The organism is Aliirhizobium sp. YIM B11859, assembly GCF_057163345.1.
Genome location: NZ_JBXHAY010000026.1, coordinates 1 through 15672 on the forward strand (window position 1 = coordinate 1; position 15672 = coordinate 15672).

A 15672-nucleotide genomic window follows, 5' to 3' on the forward strand; every position below is an offset into this window, starting at 1 on the left:
GGGAAAGGCGACCAGGCCAAGATAGCGCCGATCGCAAGACAGATGATCGGCAGCGACAACGGCAGTCGCCGTAGAACCATTGGCAGCCACGCGGTCAAGAGGATGACGAAGCCAAGGATGGTCAGCGTGACGATATAGATATCCATTGACGTTTCCTCGGCCGCAACCGCCGGCGTGCTGGGCTGCAAACTAACGCCGAAACGCGCAAATTGTTACAACTCGCTCGATCGTCCGGAATATGGATATGGACTTCAATCTCGCCTTCACCTCCAACGCCCAAGTCACATCTGATGAAGGGATTTATAGGCATTGTCGGGAGAGCAAGAATGGAACCGGGGACGGGCTCCAATGGGCGGGAGACGGAATTTGCTCTCGCGAGGCGGTGTTAATAAAAATATAAGCCGGGTGTTCCAAAAATTATCTTGTGCTGCACTACTTCGATAAGCGGCTGCATCTCTGAAATTCAAGCGCGTCGCGTCAAGCCGAGCAGACGATCACCTCTGTGAGTGATATGGACCGCTAGCCGCACTAATAAAAATGGCGCCGAAACCTCGACGCCATTTCCATAATCGAATTGCATTGCCGTCAGTCGATGACCTGAACAATTTTACGGGTCTGCGGCTCAACGATAACCCGCTGCTGACCGACTACCACGTAACCGTAGCTCGGGTTCTGCGGGACAGGCTGAACAACCACGTCGGATGGAAGCACCCGACCGACCGCGACTGGCTCCTCAACGATGACCCGCGTCTGGGGAGCCGGCTGTTCCTGAACGTAGGTTACGACTTCGCGCGGCGGCGGGTCGATCGCACCGCCGACGATTGCGCCGGTTACGGCTCCGCCGGCCGCGCCATTGACGACGCCGTTCTGCGCGTATGCAGCGGATGTCATGGCGGCCAGCGCCGTCATCATAAGAATGGTTTTTTATCTGACTTCCTCTGTTGAATTCTGCAGCCATCAATGCCTGGACGATCGAGAGGTTCCGATCCCGGATCACATTGAAGCCTGTTCGGTATTTGCGCTGTTCCCGGCAAATGGCGATGTGCACTGACGGCGTGCGCCGCTAAAGGCGCGGTAGGAATTGTCCCCTGGCTGATAGGACGCGTAATGGCTTGAGCACCATTGGATATGGGCACTGTTGTCAGATTGCGACGGCTTTTGCAGCGGTGCTTGCGAAACCGCCTCGCCGGTCGATACCGGCGCGTCACAGGTCCGCCGCGGCCCACCGCCGAACGGCTGGTAGCTGTTATCATCAACGCGATAGGAACTGTACCGCTGCTGGCACCACGAAATCCGCAAACGCTCGGTTTTGCTTTGCGATTGTTGTCCTTCAGATGCGATCGGTGTTGTGTCTGCCTCGGCGAGGACGACGCGCTCTTTCACAGGCCGGATGTTGGTATTAGCTGCCAGAAGCGCTGGCAATCTTTCGTAATTCTGGTGCTCGCGGTCCACCCTTGTCGGGGTATTGCTCCACAGCGGTGTGTCTAGGTTCGCAAACTCATGGCTGTTCTCCGGCGCATTGATCGCTGAAACAATCTGCGCCGCGCCAGGGCGACCGGCACACAGCAGCCCGCGAGAAACAAACCTGTAATAATCGACTTCATGATAATGACTCCGCTTCGCACCGAAAAAAATGCGTGGGAGCGGGATCCGTTCCAGCCCAGCCGCGCCCTTCTGCGGATCATCCTTGACGCGGTCTTAAGTAGTGTCGTCGGTTTGTCAGCAAAGCTGGCAACGTCGATTGGCGGCCTTTGAGTGCGCGCTAATCGCCAAACCGCGCGAGCATTTTTCTCAGGTGGGCATTCTGCGCCTGGAGCTTTATTGCCAGCTGACGCCGCAGGTCCTGGATCTCGTGATCGAGGATCAAGACATCCGCATTCGAGCGCGCCGAAACAACCGGACGGAGTGAGGCTGCTTCGGCAACTCTTGGCGTTTCCCGGCGCAAGGCCGGTTGCCCACGCGTCGTGCCGCCCGTCGGCGGCTTTCGCGGATCCCGACTTGCGCCGGGCGATGGCGCTCCGATACCAGGAAGCTCGGGCTCTGCTTCGACGACAGAGAGCTGGACAACGTTATTGTCCGCCTCGGGCTCGTCACCGGCCGCTGAAGAGCTGTCAGTGTGAACGCCGTCGGCGTCTACGACATCCTCTTCTTCCGATAAAGGCGGTGCCAAACGCAAGATCGGATGTGGCGGATCACTGGTGATCTCCGGCACGGCGTCTTGAGCGCTGCGCCGCCGTCCGGTCAACCTGGCGAAGAAATTCCATGGCGACCTCGCCTTATCCTCTACCTCACTTTATCGTCGCAAATGTCGAAAGCACAACGCCCGGGCCTCGGCGCTGTGGCGAATTTGGCGCGGCTTTCAAATTCACGTTTCGACGCAAAGTGGATCGCGCTCAGCTCATACCGAGCCGATTGCGAAGGTCGGCGTTTTCAGCGCGAAGCTTTTCCGCGAGCAGTTTGCGCAGCCTCTGGTTTTCTTCCTCCAACTGCAGGAGATCCGCCAACTCATCAGATGCCGCTGCTGGTACGGGGGTCGCAGTCACATCAGACGCTGTGGCTGTCGACGCGCGCGGTTGGCGGCTCTGCCTCGTGGGTCTTGCTTCAGCTGCGCCGGGCTTGGATTTCGACCGGGTCTGCCCGCGCCGTTTGCCACCTACGGCCGGGCGATCGGAGGCAACACCATCGCTGACAGAGGATGCCGTAGCCTTTGTTGCACGCGCCGCGCGTTTCCTCTTCGACTCGATCTCCGTCTTCGGCTCAAGCACCGGCGAGGCCGTGTCAGCAGAAGCACCCTCGGTATCATCAACTGCAGTTGTTTCGTCAGCCATCTGTCTCTCCTGTTGGGTCAACCCACTGTCGGGCAAGGCGACTGATAGTGTCAATGGCGGATTTGCCCCACGGGGAAAGGTGTAGGGCGCGGCGACAGGCTTTCTTTCTAAAGACGTTGCCATTGGCATGTCCGTCAGGACGGCATCCGACACTGCTTTCAGGTCAAGATTTCCCCAGATTGATGTGTTTGTCGCGGTTACGCGTCGGCGAGGCGATTTGAATTCGACTACGACGTTTCGGTGCGGCTTTCTCATATTGAACCCTATCTGTTCGGCGTTCACGGCGCCGGTACTTTAGCGTGGCGTGTGGATAGCCGTGTTAGATCCGTCGCCCCTCGTACCGCAAGTTGGCGACATTTGTCAGGCTTCATTTGTGCCCGTCCATCCGGTAACCAACGCGGCTGTTGATCTCAATAGCGCATTGAGAGATCGCTTTATTAGCCATCCACTGGTTTAGGCAATGCTCGCATGAAGGAACTGGTGGATCTCCGGTTCGGCTTGGGTATCGATTGCCGCCCTGGCTCATCACGGAAGAGGCGAATTATTCACGGAGATCCGGCGATCGGAGCCCGCTGCTTCTGGCAGGCGGAGAATTACTTAGCGGAAATAGCCATGCAGCGTCAAAAACTGCTGATCGCTACCCTCGGAGCGCCGGACAAGCAGGATCGAAAAGGCAAGACGGGGATTCAGACTCTCTAGTTGCCTCGAGTAATTCGCTGCGATGGTCAGGCTTTGCTGAAGCCGGAACCAGTAGCGCTTCCGAATGTTTAATCGCTGATAACAACCGGTGGAGGCAGCCTATGGAAAACGCGTCTAAAGATTTGGCCGACCAATATCTCGCATTGGGCGGCCGTCGGGTGGCGGTGATCGACGACAACCTCGGATCCTCCCGCGATTGGGATGGCGATCCACCGGAAGCGGCCGCGTTCTGGAATGAGCGCATTGCACTGTTGTCTGATCGTGAGAGACGCGATGTCGAAACGTTCCTGCCGTCGCTCACCGACGAGAGCGGCGAGCCAGGGTCGACGCATGAATAACCTGACAGGACAACGCGGTATGAACGTCGAGAGAGTGACTTTCCAAGCGAGCGATTGGGTCCCGAATAACCCGAAGCTGCCGGTTCTGATCTACCGCGCCGCTTTTCCAGACGCGCCATCGGATTTCGAGACCGCTTTCGCTAAAAACGGCTGGACAGGTATTTGGCGTAATGGGGTCTTTGACTACCAGCATTATCATTCCCGTGCGCACGAGGTGCTTGGGGTCGCGCGAGGCCAAGCAACGCTTTTGATTTGGCGGTCCGGGTGGACGGTCCATCAACGTCGCGGAGGGTGATTGTCTCATCCTGCCAGCGGGGACAGGGCATCGAAACCTCGGATCGTCACCAGACTTTCAGGTGGTCGGCGCTTATCCGAAAGGTCAACACGCAGACATTCAGACCGCCGCCGCTACGACTGAGATGCTTGAGAGGATTTCATCTTTGCCGGTACCGGACTCCGACCCGCTGTTTGGGTCCACCGGTGAACCATTGAAGGCGTGGCGATGAAAACAGGGGTTTTTGAAGAGCCAGAGGCAGATAAGCGCCGCGATATTGCTCAAACACTTCGGCAAATGGAGATCATTGAAGAGCTGTTGGAATTCGATCCCGCCAGCCTGCAGCTTTACGCCGACTCCGTCGCTGAAGACCGACAACGCATGACACAATACCTCAACAGACTGCCCAGCGCCTAGCATATCTAGAGGTTAGTACCCCGGAACCAAGTAGGCGCCATTTAAGTTTGTTCAGCAACGAGTTGGAGGGATGACGATGGCCGCACATCGCGCTCAGTGGAAAGGCCACCTGAAGATTGGTGAGCTCAGTTGCGCCGTTGGGCTCTATACCGCGGCGTCTACCTCCGAGCGGATCAGCTTTCATATGATCAACGAGGCAACCGGAAACCGGCTGAAGCGCGAATTTGTTGACAGCGAGACCGAGGAACCAGTGGAACGGGAGCAACAGGTCAAGGGCTTCGAGACCGGGAGCGGCGATTACATCATGATCGATCCCGAGGAGGTGGCGGCAGTTATCCCTAACTCCGACAAGATGCTCGAGGCCGAAGCGTTCATCCATTGCGGAAAGATCGATGACGTCTATTTCGACAAGCCTTACTACGTCGTTCCGGTCGATGATGCCGACCATGACGCCTTCACCTGCATTCGCGATGCCCTCATCAATACCAGTGCGACTGCGATCGCGCGAACGGTCCTGTTCAGGCGGATGCGAACTGTCCTCATACGCGCTCACGGCAAGGGCATCATCGCCACTACCCTTAACTTCGACTACGAAGTCCGGTCTTCCAAGGAGGCTTTCGAGGATGTGGCGAAGATAAAGGTCGAGGCCGAAATGCTGAATCTTGCCAAGCACATCATCAATACGAAAAAGGGCGAGTTCGATCCGGCCAAGTTCGATGATCGGTACGAGGATGCACTCGCGGCTCTGGTGAAGGCAAAAGCGGAAAGAAAGACCCTTCCGAAGCCGAAGCCTATCAAGGTTTCCAAACCCAACGACCTCCTCAAGGCGCTGCGAGAAAGTGCCGGCCTTGACAAGGCTTCAGCCAAGAAGCCGAAGGCCCCCAATGGCAACCCTGGGAAAAAGGCGACGGCTGGCAAGTCCACAAGGTCGCGTGCGAAACCCGCAGCCAGGAAAGCGAGCTGATCAATGGCCCCATCTCGCCCCTATTGGAGAGGTTATCTCAAGCTTTCGCTGGTCACCTGCCCCGTCGCGATGACCCCGGCCACCTCCGAATACCAGAAGGTGCGTTTCCACACGCTGAACAAGGACACGGGTAACCGGGTCGTATCCCAATATGTGGATAGCGTGACGGGCAAGGCCGTGAAGGACGAGCAAGAGGCCAAGGGCTACGAGCGCGGTGAGAACGATTACGTGATTTTGACGGACGAGGACCTTGAATCCGTCGAGCTGGAGACGGTTCGGACCATCGACATCGAGAAGTTCGTGCCACGCGGAAGCATCGAATGGGTCTTCATGGAAACGCCTTTTTACCTCAAGGCGAACGACAAGATCGGCGACGAGGCCTTCGCGGTGATCCGCCAGGCCATGGAAGCCGAAGATGTCGTCGGGATTTCCCGTGTCGTTTTAGGCCGGCGCGAGCGGGCAGTACTCCTCGAACCACGCGGCGAAGGCATCGTCGTCTGGACGCTCCGTTTCGGCGATGAAGTCCGCCCTGAGAGCGAGTACTTCACGGGCATCGAGAAAAAGTCGAATCCAAAAGGCGTGTCGGCTATCGAAACGGTCATCAAAAAGCGCCTAAAAGATTGGTCACCGGACATGGTCTCGGATCCGATCCAGGAAAGCTTGCTGAAGCTGATTGCCGACAAAAAGAAGGCTAAGAAGCCGACGAAGACCAAGGCTTCTAAGTCAACGAAGAACGATGGCGAGGAAAAAAGCAACGTCGTCAATATTATGGATGCCTTGAAGAAGTCGGTCGCCAAAGAACTGAAATCGCGTAAGGCAGGATGAGGCCTCGTGGGCTCAGAAGCTATTAGGCCTCTTCTCGCCTGATATCTGCCTGAAACGCAAGCTACGCAGCTTCGCTCACCCGCCCGAGCCTTTATGCACTCGTGCCGTGGATCCTTTCAGCGAGAAGGCCGAACCCGGAAAGGCTATCGCAGATCTGACTTTGCCGTTTTGGCGTCCGCTAAGTGGCTGCCGAGCATGATGTTCAATTCGCTTTCCGCGGCTTCCGACAGATACGGCCTAAACAGGCTTGTAACCTGTTTCAGTCCCCAGTCGAGATGTTCCGGCCCCAGGTCCTCAATGCCCTCCTGCAGGTTGAGATATACGGCCCAATAGGTCGAAACGATCCAGACATTGGCAAGCAGTTGAGAAGCGTCTTCGTCCCTTATGTCGATCAGCCGGGCATCGCGCATCTGACGAAGCGTTCCCTCCACAACGATCCGCATGCCACTGCTGAGGGCCCTTGTCGGCTCGCGAAGGCTCGGCGCAAGAGCGACGATGCCAGGCAGATCACGGAAAATGTAGCGATGGTCCCAAACGATCGAGAACCAGCGCCGCATAAATCCTGAGAAAACACCTGGCTCGGTCGCAGTGTTCGAACCTGCCCCAGCCATGAAGGCGGTTGCGTCGGCCTCCAGTCTTTTGAACAGCGCCTGAAGAAGCGCTTCCTTGGTTTTGAAGTGGTAATAGAGGTTGCCCTCGTTGATGCCGACCGTACGGGCGATTTCGGCAGTTGTAACACGCTCAGGTCCCTTCTGATTGAACAGAGCGAGCGTGGTATCGAGAATCTTGTCGCGGGTGCCTACACTTGCGGTTTTCTCGCCTGTCACTGCCTTTTTCATATCCACCCCTTGTACGTCTAAGGTGCACACCTTAACTGTCCTAAGGTGTGCACCTTAGGGATAGTACCCGGATCGTTGGCAAGCAAGGATTAGCGATGGAAAGCACAGTTCGAAATCACGGAACGCCGAGGACAGCCTTTCCCCTGACGCCGCAGTCTACGCTCGGCGCGTTACTCGCAATCGTGCGCAATCCACTTGATGCGCTTCCTCCATCGATCTTCAAGGAGCCGCTGGTTTTTTCGAAAACCGCGGGAGAGATGAAGGTCTACTTGGCTGACCCTACCCTCATCCATGAGGCGTTGGTCAAAAACGCAGATGCGCTGGGTAAAGGGGATCAAGTCCGGCGGGCGCTCGGACCGGCCCTCGCGAGGGTCTGCTGACGGCGGACGGGGAGCATTGGAAATGGCAACGGCAGTCCGTCGCCAGCGCGTTCCGGCACGACAAGCTCCTTGAACTTCAACCGATAATGATCGCAGCCTCGCAGCGTACGCGCGACAGGTGGATCAAGGCAGGCAATGGAACAATCGACATCGGCCACGAGATGATGCGCACCACCTTCGACATCATTGTCGAGACGATGATGTCTGGTGGCCATGGCATCGATGTCGATCGGGTCGAGAAGGGTATCCGGCGAGGAGCAGATTTGGATGAAAAGATCTGGGTACGGGAGAGCGACGTCCTTGCCGCGAAGGGTTCTATCGATCGAGGTGAACGTTGCCAATCCCATAGGCAGGAACGGCTTTGACGGAGCCTCACCCTTTTCCTCGAACTCCGGATGGCCGTTACATGGTGGTGCGGGGCCGACTTTGGAGGTTGAGCAATCCGGCGCTCAGCGAGAATGAACGGCAAGACCTCGTCACAGCGCTCGTGAACGCCCGCAGGGCGGTCAAGCAAGCGAAAGGTGATCCTTCGGCGACGACGGTGGCCCGTCAGAGCGTCGATGCTGCAAAGGTGCGCTCGGAGAACGCGGGCCGGTGTGGTGGGAAGACGGCGCGCCTGACTACAATCGGAAGCTTGCCAAAAACACGCCGTATCGCGCGTGGTTCGACAGCCTGGCTCGATCGCCTTAAGGTTTGGAACCACCCGCCGGGTTAGCGGGAGCCGCCAGATTCTCCGGCTCACCATGCGCGGGTGCCGAAACGGATGACGTTGTCCGTGGATCTGTCGCCGGGCCGATGAGATAACTCCCCACGACTGCCGTGATGGCGACGATGACCGCGGTCGCTCCAATACGGATCATCCGTTTGTTTGATCGGTTTATTTCGCTCAACGTTAATCTCCCTATTCCTCTGCGGACAAACTCAGCTGCCTGGTGACGGCTCGGCCGCTTTTGCACCCGCAGTGCTGCCCGACGGCGTTCCATCGCTGGATTTGGCCGTACGTTCTTTGGCCTGGTCTTCCCGTCGTTGCAGATCACGTTCGATCGTCTCGCGCGAACCTTCTGCAGGGTCTTGCTCGGGATGGTTTTTCAGGTGGGCCATTTTCGTTATCTCCCGTGTGTCTGCCCAACTTTCTCCGCACCTGGATGGTCCGCTCGTGGTGCTCGACGTTTCGCTGTTGGCTGGAAACGCATATCGCGTAGCATGACGGACAGACATCCCGATCGATTTCTGCAATGCCAGAAAACGATGGCCAGCGCGTTTACCGATGTTGCCTTGGAGGCGGTTGGGGCTGGCTGGAAGCCGGAAGAAGTAGCGGCAGCCGCAGTGGAACTAGCCGATCATCCGATGCTCGGGACGATCGCTAATAGCAACCTCACCCAAGACCTCTCAAACCCAGAACCTCGACGGAGCGCTAGAGTTTCACCGGGTGTCGAGAGATGTGAACTCGTCGAGGTTTACTGGGAAGCGAGAGATGGACCCGCAGTGAAGGAGAGCCACCATTGCCATGGCTGATCACGCCCAGAGCCGGACTTTCCGACCTGCGGTTCGGCATGAGCCGAGGAGAGGTCGAGGCCGTGATCGGCGTGCCCGGTTCGGTCAAGACAACCCGGACCGGCAGGACCCGATTGGAGTACGGCCAGACATCCCCCGCTCTGGTCTTCGTTGACAATGCCCTGAGCGAGATCAATCTTCTCCCGAGATCTCCGGCGGTCTGGTTCTCGACGACCTCGATCTGATGGCCTCGAAGGAGCCCGATGTTGTCGCCGCCCTGCGCAAACGCGACAATGCCGCAAAGGAGCGAAACGGTTTTCTCATCTTTCCAAAGCTGGGCATCGCGCTCTCGGGCTTCGATCCGCCGGAGGAGGATCAGAAAGCTGTCACGATCTTCGGGCCGAACCATCCCTGGAGCACGCCGTGAGAAATACCTCGTCGAGCTCTTCGATGGCCCATGCCGTCAATGGCGCTCGATAAATCGAGGACGAAAATATCGCGGCGGACAGGTTACGTGCTCGCGTAGCGTTTTGTTATCCGCATCGAGAAATCGCGAAAAACAATGCGTTCACCATCTCCGTCGTGTCCGATCGGCACGGCGCGACCTCTTAAAGCGCACCCAGCCAAAGCGGAAATGTTCCACCGACTCTTCACTGAATATCCTGGCCGACCGGCTCGACCTCTCTCGGCGTTGTGGCCTTGGTGGTCATTGCTCGGAACAATCCGCCACACCAAAGGTTCTCGCATGGCAACCCGCAAACCGGAGCACACCCCCATGAACAAGACCATTGCTTACGCAGGCCTTGCCCTGCTGATCGCATCTCCCGTATTCGGCCAGTCCGCAGCCGAGAAGACCGGCGTCAACTCTGGACGACTTCGGAACCGGCTATTCGAGCCTTTCCTATCTCAGGAAGTTTTCGTTTGATAAGCTGAAAATCGACCGGTCATTCGTGACCGATGTTGCGACGTCCAAGGAGAACTTGGCAATCGTCCGAGCGGTCGTCGGGCTGGGTAGGAGCTTTGCGGCGATCGTTACGGCTGAAGGTGTCGAGAATGTGGGGCAGTATGAGTGCCTGAAGGCCGAGGGCTGCGACCAGTTTCAAGGATATCTCTTCAGTCGGCCGGTCAGCGCCTCGGTTTTACGCGATCTTTTCGTGAGGTTCCGATCATCACAGGAGTCGAACAGCGCTGACAGGATGATAGTTGTTCCGAAGTGTGTACTTCATCGGATGCAACGCAATATCAGACGGATACAGTAGGAGCCTAAATATCTAGCGGCCCTGTCCAGCTGGTCTTGTGGTCGACCATTGGCACGCCAGTAGGCGTCAATCCTGGCCTTACCAATAAGCACACCCGTGTCTCCCGGCCAGGTTACGTCGTCTGTCAGCATCGAACGAAGCGACCTGCGATTGTACGCGTCAAGCGCTGCGCGCAAGAGATACTAAGTGTCCATCACTAATCAAGCCTCTTTTGCGACCGACCGCGCTCATGACTGCTCGTCGACATCGAACCGGACAACTCTTCCGTCCTCCATCCACTAAATATGCCTGACTGCCTTATCCTTCAGCTCATGGCCTTGCTCTCGTGCAAGCGGCCGGCCTGACGCCAGCCGCTCGCGCACGCCTGCCGGAAGCGTCGGAAACCCTCTTCAAAGGGAATAGAGAAGCCTTGGCTGGATTTTCCGAGATCGAAGAAAAGAATTTGGTCGAGCTGCTGGTAAGGTTGATCGGCAACCTGGATCGTATGGCGAGCAGTCCAACCGACACTACACCCGAATAATCAGGCGTTTGGAGCAGATAGTCCAATGAGAAGCGTCGAATATGCGGCAAGGCGCTGCGCAATGAATTCGGTGAACAGCCGGACACGCTTTGTCTTGCGCGTCTCCCCCTGCGTCAGCAGCCACAGTGTACCGTACATATGGAGCTCCGTACCGGGTACCCGGACCAGAAGGGGATCGGCATCGCCGACGAAGCAGGGCAGCGTCGTCATCCCGAGCCCGAGCCTTACTGCGGCGAGCTGTGCCTCGGCATCGGTCACACGAAAAGCAACGGTGTTCGTTCTGGCATCTCCCTCGGTCGCCCAATCCGGCACGCCGTGAGCGCTAATAACGATCCAGCGCAAGGATACCGCTCGATCCTCCTTCCACGCTGCAAGTAACTCACGCGACATGTAAACCCCGCCATAGACATCGGGCGCCTTGAGGGCATGAAGGTTCAGCGGCAGTGTCTTTCGATCGTAGACGACCCGGATTGCGATGTCCGCCTCCCGGTTGGTGAGATTGACTAGCTCGCCCGACGACAGGATGTCCATCTCGATCTCGGGATGCTGGCGCGCGAACGCTGCCAGGTCGGGCATGAGGAGCTGCGTCGCAAGCGTCGGAGCCAGAGTCACCTTCAGCAGTCCGCGCACGCCCTGGTCGCGTCCAAAGATACGGGTCTCCAGCTTGAGCGATGTCGTCTCCATATCCTGCGCAAGTTCGAGCACCTCCTCTCCGTCGGTGGTCAGCCGATATCCGGTCGGCAACTTTTCGAAGACCTGGGCTCCCAGGCGCTCCTCGAGATGACCGACGCGCCGCAGCACCGTGGCATGATTGACGCCGAGACGCTCTGCAGCAGCCCGCACCGATCCGTTGCGGGCGACCGCAAGAAAGTACCGAACGTCATCCCAGTCAATCATGGTGCTAAACAGCACCGCTCAGGTGCCCTCCTATATTGAGAAGACAAAAACATTCTCACTTTCATGCTGCGGATAAACATGGGCAGCCCCTGCATTGTGCTGGAATTAGATTATCACGACGCCGGTGTCATCCGAGATGATACGGATCGTTTATGCACCACCCTTGTGCACATCCTCGCACTGAGCGCCGCCTGCCACGAAACTTATGTTCAGGGTCCGGACAGCAAGAGGATAGAAACATGACCAGACTCAACGGAAAGACGGCAGTGATCACGGGCGGGGCAACTGGTATAGGACGTGCCGCCGCAAAGCGCTTTATCGAAGAGGGCGCGTTCGTCTACATCTTCGGGCGTCGGCAGGAGCAGCTCGATGCGGCGGTCGCAGAGCTGGGACCGAACGCCCGCGCGGTAACCGGGTCGGTATCCGACGAGGCAGATCTCGACCGGCTTTACGCGACAGTCAAAGCCGAGCGCGGAACCCTCGACATCGTCTTCGCCAATGCCGGAACCGGCAGCCCTGCCCCGCTCGGACAGATCACCGCCAAACAGATCGACGAGACCTTCGACACCAATGTGAAGGGTACCATCTTCACAGTCCAAAAAGCGCTGCCATTGATGCATGAAGGTGGCTCCATCGTCCTGACCGGCTCCAGTGCCGGTACGACGGGCGCTCCCGGCTTCACTGCTTACAGCGCCAGTAAGGCCGCCGTCAGAAACCTGGCCCGGACATGGGCGGAAGACCTCAAGGGCACGGGCATCCGTGTGAACGTCCTGTCGCCCGGCGCAACGGCGACCGAACTCGCCAAGGAGGCCCTCGGCGAAGAGGGTCAAAAGGCCTACGGGGCGATGACGCCATTGCAGCGAATGGCGGACCCCTCGGAGATTGCCGCGGCCGCGGCTTTCCTCGCCTCCCCCGACAGCAGCTTCATGACGGCGAGCGAAGTCGCCGTCGACGGCGGCCTGGCACAACTTTGACCGAACACGAGGCCCGCCTCGCTCTGACATCCGGAGCGCCGGGCGGATCAATTGAGGAAAATATCCATGAGGTATGCAATCATCGGCTTCGGCAAGATCGCACGCGCCCTTGCCAAGGCGTTTGTCCGCAACGGTATCGAAGTCTCCGTTGCGACCACGCGTGATCCCGAACGCTTTGCGTCCGACGCCGCGGAGACCGGACCGCAGATCATCCCCGTAAACCTGGCAGAAGCGGTCAAGGCGGACGTTATTTTCCTTGCTGTCCGCTTCGAAGCCCATGCGGATGTGGCGAAGGCGCTTGCCTCTTGGGAGGGCAAGACCATCGTTGATGTGACCAACGCCTATGGCGTCGCCCCGGAGGACCTTGGACAGCAGCCATCTTCAAAATTCGTCGCGCAGGCTTTTAACGGCGCCCGACTGGTCAAGGGTTTCAACCATCTGGTCGCAGACGTCTTCGACCGGGATCCCGCCGAGCATAGTGGCAAGCGGGTCGTGTTCCTGGCGAGCGACGACGACGCCGCAGCACAGGAAATCGCCGCGCTCGCCGAAACACTCGGCTTCGCACCGATCCATCTCGGCGGCCTTTCCGAAGGAGGCCTTCTCATTCAGGTCCGCGGAAAGACCTGGGGCAAACTGATCTTCCAGCATCTGGTCAAGATCGACTGACGAGCATGCCGACGAGCGCGGCCGCATCCGGTGTGCGGCCCGACCTGCAAGATGAGGAGACAGTATTGTGAGCACTGAGAAAGACGTCCAGGTGGTGAAAGAATTTTTCGCGGCGATCGGCCGTGGCGACAAGGCAGGCCTGCTGGCCCTTGTCTCCGAAGACATCGAATGGATCATCCCAGGTGAGGATTGGCCTTTAGGCGGAACGCACCGCGGGCATTTCGGGGTCGCCGACGCATTTGAAAAGGCCGCCAAGGAAGTGCCGTTTTCCTATCCGGAGCCTCCGGAATTTGTGGCGCAAGGCGACCGGGTTCCAACGATCGGCTTTGCCAGGGGAAAGGTCACCGCCACCGGCAAATCATTCGAGGACCACTTCGTCTTCGCAATCACGATGAAAGACAGCAAGCTGACGCACATTCGGGAATATGTCGATACGCAGGCTTTGGCGCGCGCCTCGACGGAGGACCTGTGATTCCCCTCGCCGGCTAGGTGTGAGCTTGCCGCTCCAATCCGGCCTCAGCTCAGATTGAAGATGTTTGGCATCGACAGTAGCCTGCTTTTACCCGACCGCTGCACGATCGGGTAAGAGCGTGTCGGGGCTTCTAAACTTGCCGCAAGCCGCCATCGACGCAAAGTTCAGCACCGGCGATGTAGCTCGCGTCATCGCTCAGCAAGAACAACGTGGCCGCAGCCACTTCTGAAGGCCGCGCCATACGGCCCATCGGGATCGGCGCAACGATTGTCGCGCGGACGTCTTCCGCGACAGCAGCCATCATGTCGGTATCCGTCGGGCCGGGTGCGACGACGTTGACCCGAATACCCTTGGGCGCCAGTTCCGCCGTCCAGGTTCGCGCATAAGACCTGACAGCCGCCTTGGTGGCGGCATAGGTGCCGTACGAGGAGTAGCCCGCGCTATCGGCGATGGACCCGACCAGAACGACCGAGCCGCCCTCTGACATTGCGGGGAGCGCTGCCTGGAGGCCGAAGACCATCCCGCCGACGTTGACGCCAAAATGCCGGTCGAAGTGCTCCGGCGTAATCTCGGTGATCTGCGAAGGCTCCGAGAGCCCGGCATTCAAAACGAGCGCATCGATACGGCCCTTTGCTCTGCGCACGTGTTCGACAGCAGAGACCAAGTCTTCAGGCGAGCCTGCGTCAGCTGCAATTCCGACCACGCCATTGCCAATGCCTTTGGCCGCCTGTTCAGCATCTTCACCCCTTCGGCTGGTGATGAAGACAGTTCCGCCTTCGGCAGAAAGCCGCTCCGCAATCGCCAAGCCGATACCTTTGGCGCCGCCGACCACCAAAGCTACCTTGTCATTCATTCGAGCCATCGTAATTCCTTTCACTGAATGGTCTCGCCATGATATACAGCGGATATCTGATATCAATTACGCACCTGGAATAGCTTAGATATGGACGAATATACCGACCTCAAGATCCTCTCCGACCGCGCGCTTTGCGACATGCCGCTGGTTCGTCCAGTGCTCGACAAGATCGCCGACAAATGGACGATCCTGATCCTGACGGTCATCTGCCCCAAACCCTCACGCTTCAACGAAATTAAGCGGCGTCTCGACGGGATCACACACAAGGCTTTGGCTGACGCTTTGAAGCGACTTGAGCGGAACGGTCTTGTCACGAGAACGGTGCTGCCAACACAGCCGATCGGAGTGGAGTACGCAATCACCCCGCTTGGCCACTCCCTGCGTGAACCGTTTGAAGCCCTGTGTGCATGGGCGGCAGCAAATGGCGAGAAGGTCGAAGCAGCTACGCTTCGCTATGACAACGCGGCAACTCGCCTTTGAGGCTTGCGAAGTCGAGAGTTACGCACGGATTCGTACACGGCTTACGCTTCGACATCCGCAAAGGCATTCCGTCGTTCCGGATAGGGGAGCGCCTCGGCGAAGAGGCTGATATCAGAATTGAGATAACCTCTGCCGCGGCGCGAGAACTCAACAGTCTATATGGTGCCGATCTCACGTATCAGGCCGCGCTCGAGAGGTTCTTGAGCACCGGCGAGATGTGGGTGGACGGCGACCCGACGCGACTGGTTTCAACCGATGCACGACAAGATTGTCGATCGCACGATCTTGCTGCTGTAGGCTGAATGAGCCGGCATTTCTATTATGGCTTTCACAAGAGCGACCTTAACCAGCGTCCGTCAACCGTCGTGCGCGAAGTCGCTACTCCACGCCCCGAGATCAAAGAACGCCTGGCGCTCCGCATCCGAGGCATCGTTATCGGCAAAAACCCGGAATGCCTTGCCCTGAGACTTCAATTCCTGCGCCGTCTTCA

20 protein-coding genes and 4 pseudogenes are annotated in these 15672 nt (G+C 58.2%); 17 read left to right on the forward strand and 7 right to left on the reverse strand.

All coding sequences use genetic code 11. The annotated features are described in order from the left end of the window. Positions 1-585 precede the first annotated feature (585 nt). Positions 586-891 (reverse strand): DUF1236 domain-containing protein, encoded by a 306-nt coding sequence (locus AC2GXZ_RS31865; RefSeq protein ID WP_483763265.1) that lies wholly within the window; start codon positions 889-891, stop codon positions 586-588. A gap of 102 nt (positions 892-993) precedes the next feature. Beyond that, positions 994-1422: a BA14K family protein gene (locus AC2GXZ_RS31870; protein WP_483763266.1), complete on the reverse strand. Its 429-nt coding sequence runs from the start codon at positions 1420-1422 to the stop codon at positions 994-996. Between the two features lie 319 nt (positions 1423-1741). On the opposite strand from AC2GXZ_RS31870, the gene AC2GXZ_RS31875 reads away from it, so the two are divergent. Beyond that, positions 1742-1909, forward strand: a complete 168-nt coding sequence (locus tag AC2GXZ_RS31875) for a hypothetical protein (RefSeq protein WP_483763267.1) — start codon at positions 1742-1744, stop codon at positions 1907-1909. Between the two features lie 484 nt (positions 1910-2393). Here the strand turns inward: AC2GXZ_RS31875 and AC2GXZ_RS31880 are convergent, their stop codons facing one another. Next, positions 2394-2828, reverse strand: a complete 435-nt coding sequence (locus tag AC2GXZ_RS31880; RefSeq protein ID WP_483763268.1) for a transcriptional regulator — start codon at positions 2826-2828, stop codon at positions 2394-2396. Between the two features lie 468 nt (positions 2829-3296). On the opposite strand from AC2GXZ_RS31880, the gene AC2GXZ_RS31885 reads away from it, so the two are divergent. From AC2GXZ_RS31885 to ku (AC2GXZ_RS31910), 6 genes and pseudogenes are all read left to right on the forward strand, one after another. Continuing rightward, on the forward strand, positions 3297-3527 hold the full coding sequence (locus AC2GXZ_RS31885; protein WP_483763269.1) for a hypothetical protein: 231 nt from the start codon (positions 3297-3299) through the stop codon (positions 3525-3527). 101 nt (positions 3528-3628) lie between these two features. Continuing rightward, positions 3629-3865 carry a hypothetical protein gene (locus AC2GXZ_RS31890; RefSeq protein ID WP_483763270.1) on the forward strand — a complete coding sequence of 79 codons (237 nt, stop codon included), beginning with the start codon at positions 3629-3631 and terminating at the stop codon, positions 3863-3865. Positions 3866-3884: 19 nt separating this feature from the next. Next, a pseudogene (locus tag AC2GXZ_RS31895) lies at positions 3885-4371 on the forward strand (cupin domain-containing protein). Beyond that, positions 4368-4556 carry a hypothetical protein gene (locus tag AC2GXZ_RS31900; RefSeq protein ID WP_483763271.1) on the forward strand — a complete coding sequence of 63 codons (189 nt, stop codon included), beginning with the start codon at positions 4368-4370 and terminating at the stop codon, positions 4554-4556. The pseudogene AC2GXZ_RS31895 and the gene AC2GXZ_RS31900 overlap by 4 nt, the downstream one beginning before the upstream one ends. Before the next feature lie 76 nt (positions 4557-4632). Further along, positions 4633-5520 carry a non-homologous end joining protein Ku gene (gene ku / locus AC2GXZ_RS31905; protein ID WP_483763272.1) on the forward strand — a complete coding sequence of 296 codons (888 nt, stop codon included), beginning with the start codon at positions 4633-4635 and terminating at the stop codon, positions 5518-5520. 3 nt (positions 5521-5523) lie between these two features. Continuing rightward, positions 5524-6345, forward strand: coding sequence for a non-homologous end joining protein Ku (gene ku, locus AC2GXZ_RS31910; RefSeq protein WP_483763273.1), 822 nt, complete (start codon positions 5524-5526; stop codon positions 6343-6345). A 143-nt stretch (positions 6346-6488) separates the two neighbouring features. Here ku (AC2GXZ_RS31910) and AC2GXZ_RS31915 read toward each other — a convergent pair whose 3' ends face one another. After that, positions 6489-7184 (reverse strand): TetR/AcrR family transcriptional regulator, encoded by a 696-nt coding sequence (locus AC2GXZ_RS31915; RefSeq protein ID WP_483763274.1) that lies wholly within the window; start codon positions 7182-7184, stop codon positions 6489-6491. Positions 7185-7279: 95 nt separating this feature from the next. On the opposite strand from AC2GXZ_RS31915, the pseudogene AC2GXZ_RS31920 reads away from it, so the two are divergent. Continuing rightward, a pseudogene (locus AC2GXZ_RS31920) lies at positions 7280-7812 on the forward strand (cytochrome P450); the annotation flags it as partial. 158 nt (positions 7813-7970) lie between these two features. Continuing rightward, positions 7971-8254: pseudogene (locus tag AC2GXZ_RS31925) on the forward strand (hypothetical protein). 231 nt (positions 8255-8485) lie between these two features. Here AC2GXZ_RS31925 and AC2GXZ_RS31930 read toward each other — a convergent pair. Continuing rightward, a complete protein-coding gene (locus tag AC2GXZ_RS31930) occupies positions 8486-8665 on the reverse strand; it encodes a hypothetical protein (RefSeq protein WP_483763275.1) in 180 nt (59 codons plus the stop codon). A gap of 401 nt (positions 8666-9066) precedes the next feature. Between AC2GXZ_RS31930 and AC2GXZ_RS31935 the strand changes: the two genes are divergently transcribed. The 4 genes and pseudogenes from AC2GXZ_RS31935 to AC2GXZ_RS31950 form a co-directional block, all read left to right on the forward strand. Beyond that, complete coding sequence (locus tag AC2GXZ_RS31935; RefSeq protein WP_483763276.1) at positions 9067-9303, forward strand: hypothetical protein; 237 nt, start codon at positions 9067-9069, stop codon at positions 9301-9303. Next, positions 9303-9485 (forward strand): hypothetical protein, encoded by a 183-nt coding sequence (locus AC2GXZ_RS31940; protein ID WP_483763277.1) that lies wholly within the window; start codon positions 9303-9305, stop codon positions 9483-9485. The genes AC2GXZ_RS31935 and AC2GXZ_RS31940 overlap by 1 nt, the downstream gene beginning before the upstream one ends. 348 nt (positions 9486-9833) lie before the next feature. Then, complete coding sequence (locus tag AC2GXZ_RS31945) at positions 9834-9983, forward strand: hypothetical protein (protein WP_483763278.1); 150 nt, start codon at positions 9834-9836, stop codon at positions 9981-9983. Next, positions 9922-10194: pseudogene (locus tag AC2GXZ_RS31950) on the forward strand (EAL domain-containing protein); the annotation flags it as partial. The gene AC2GXZ_RS31945 and the pseudogene AC2GXZ_RS31950, both read left to right, overlap by 62 nt. A gap of 643 nt (positions 10195-10837) precedes the next feature. On the opposite strand, the gene AC2GXZ_RS31955 reads toward AC2GXZ_RS31950, so the two are convergent. Then, a complete protein-coding gene (locus tag AC2GXZ_RS31955; RefSeq protein WP_483763284.1) occupies positions 10838-11734 on the reverse strand; it encodes a LysR family transcriptional regulator in 897 nt (298 codons plus the stop codon). A gap of 239 nt (positions 11735-11973) precedes the next feature. On the opposite strand from AC2GXZ_RS31955, the gene AC2GXZ_RS31960 reads away from it, so the two are divergent. The 3 genes from AC2GXZ_RS31960 to AC2GXZ_RS31970 all read left to right on the forward strand — a co-directional run bounded on the left by AC2GXZ_RS31960 (position 11974) and on the right by AC2GXZ_RS31970 (position 13846). Then, positions 11974-12708: an SDR family NAD(P)-dependent oxidoreductase gene (locus AC2GXZ_RS31960; RefSeq protein WP_483763279.1), complete on the forward strand. Its 735-nt coding sequence runs from the start codon at positions 11974-11976 to the stop codon at positions 12706-12708. Positions 12709-12774: 66 nt separating this feature from the next. Then, positions 12775-13374 carry an NADPH-dependent F420 reductase gene (locus AC2GXZ_RS31965; protein ID WP_483763280.1) on the forward strand — a complete coding sequence of 200 codons (600 nt, stop codon included), beginning with the start codon at positions 12775-12777 and terminating at the stop codon, positions 13372-13374. A 67-nt stretch (positions 13375-13441) separates the two neighbouring features. After that, positions 13442-13846: a nuclear transport factor 2 family protein gene (locus AC2GXZ_RS31970; protein WP_483763281.1), complete on the forward strand. Its 405-nt coding sequence runs from the start codon at positions 13442-13444 to the stop codon at positions 13844-13846. 130 nt (positions 13847-13976) lie between these two features. Here AC2GXZ_RS31970 and AC2GXZ_RS31975 read toward each other — a convergent pair whose 3' ends face one another. Next, on the reverse strand, positions 13977-14708 hold the full coding sequence (locus AC2GXZ_RS31975) for an SDR family NAD(P)-dependent oxidoreductase (protein WP_483763282.1): 732 nt from the start codon (positions 14706-14708) through the stop codon (positions 13977-13979). 81 nt (positions 14709-14789) lie between these two features. On the opposite strand from AC2GXZ_RS31975, the gene AC2GXZ_RS31980 reads away from it, so the two are divergent. Further along, on the forward strand, positions 14790-15182 hold the full coding sequence (locus AC2GXZ_RS31980; protein ID WP_483763283.1) for a winged helix-turn-helix transcriptional regulator: 393 nt from the start codon (positions 14790-14792) through the stop codon (positions 15180-15182). Positions 15183-15672 lie beyond the last annotated feature (490 nt).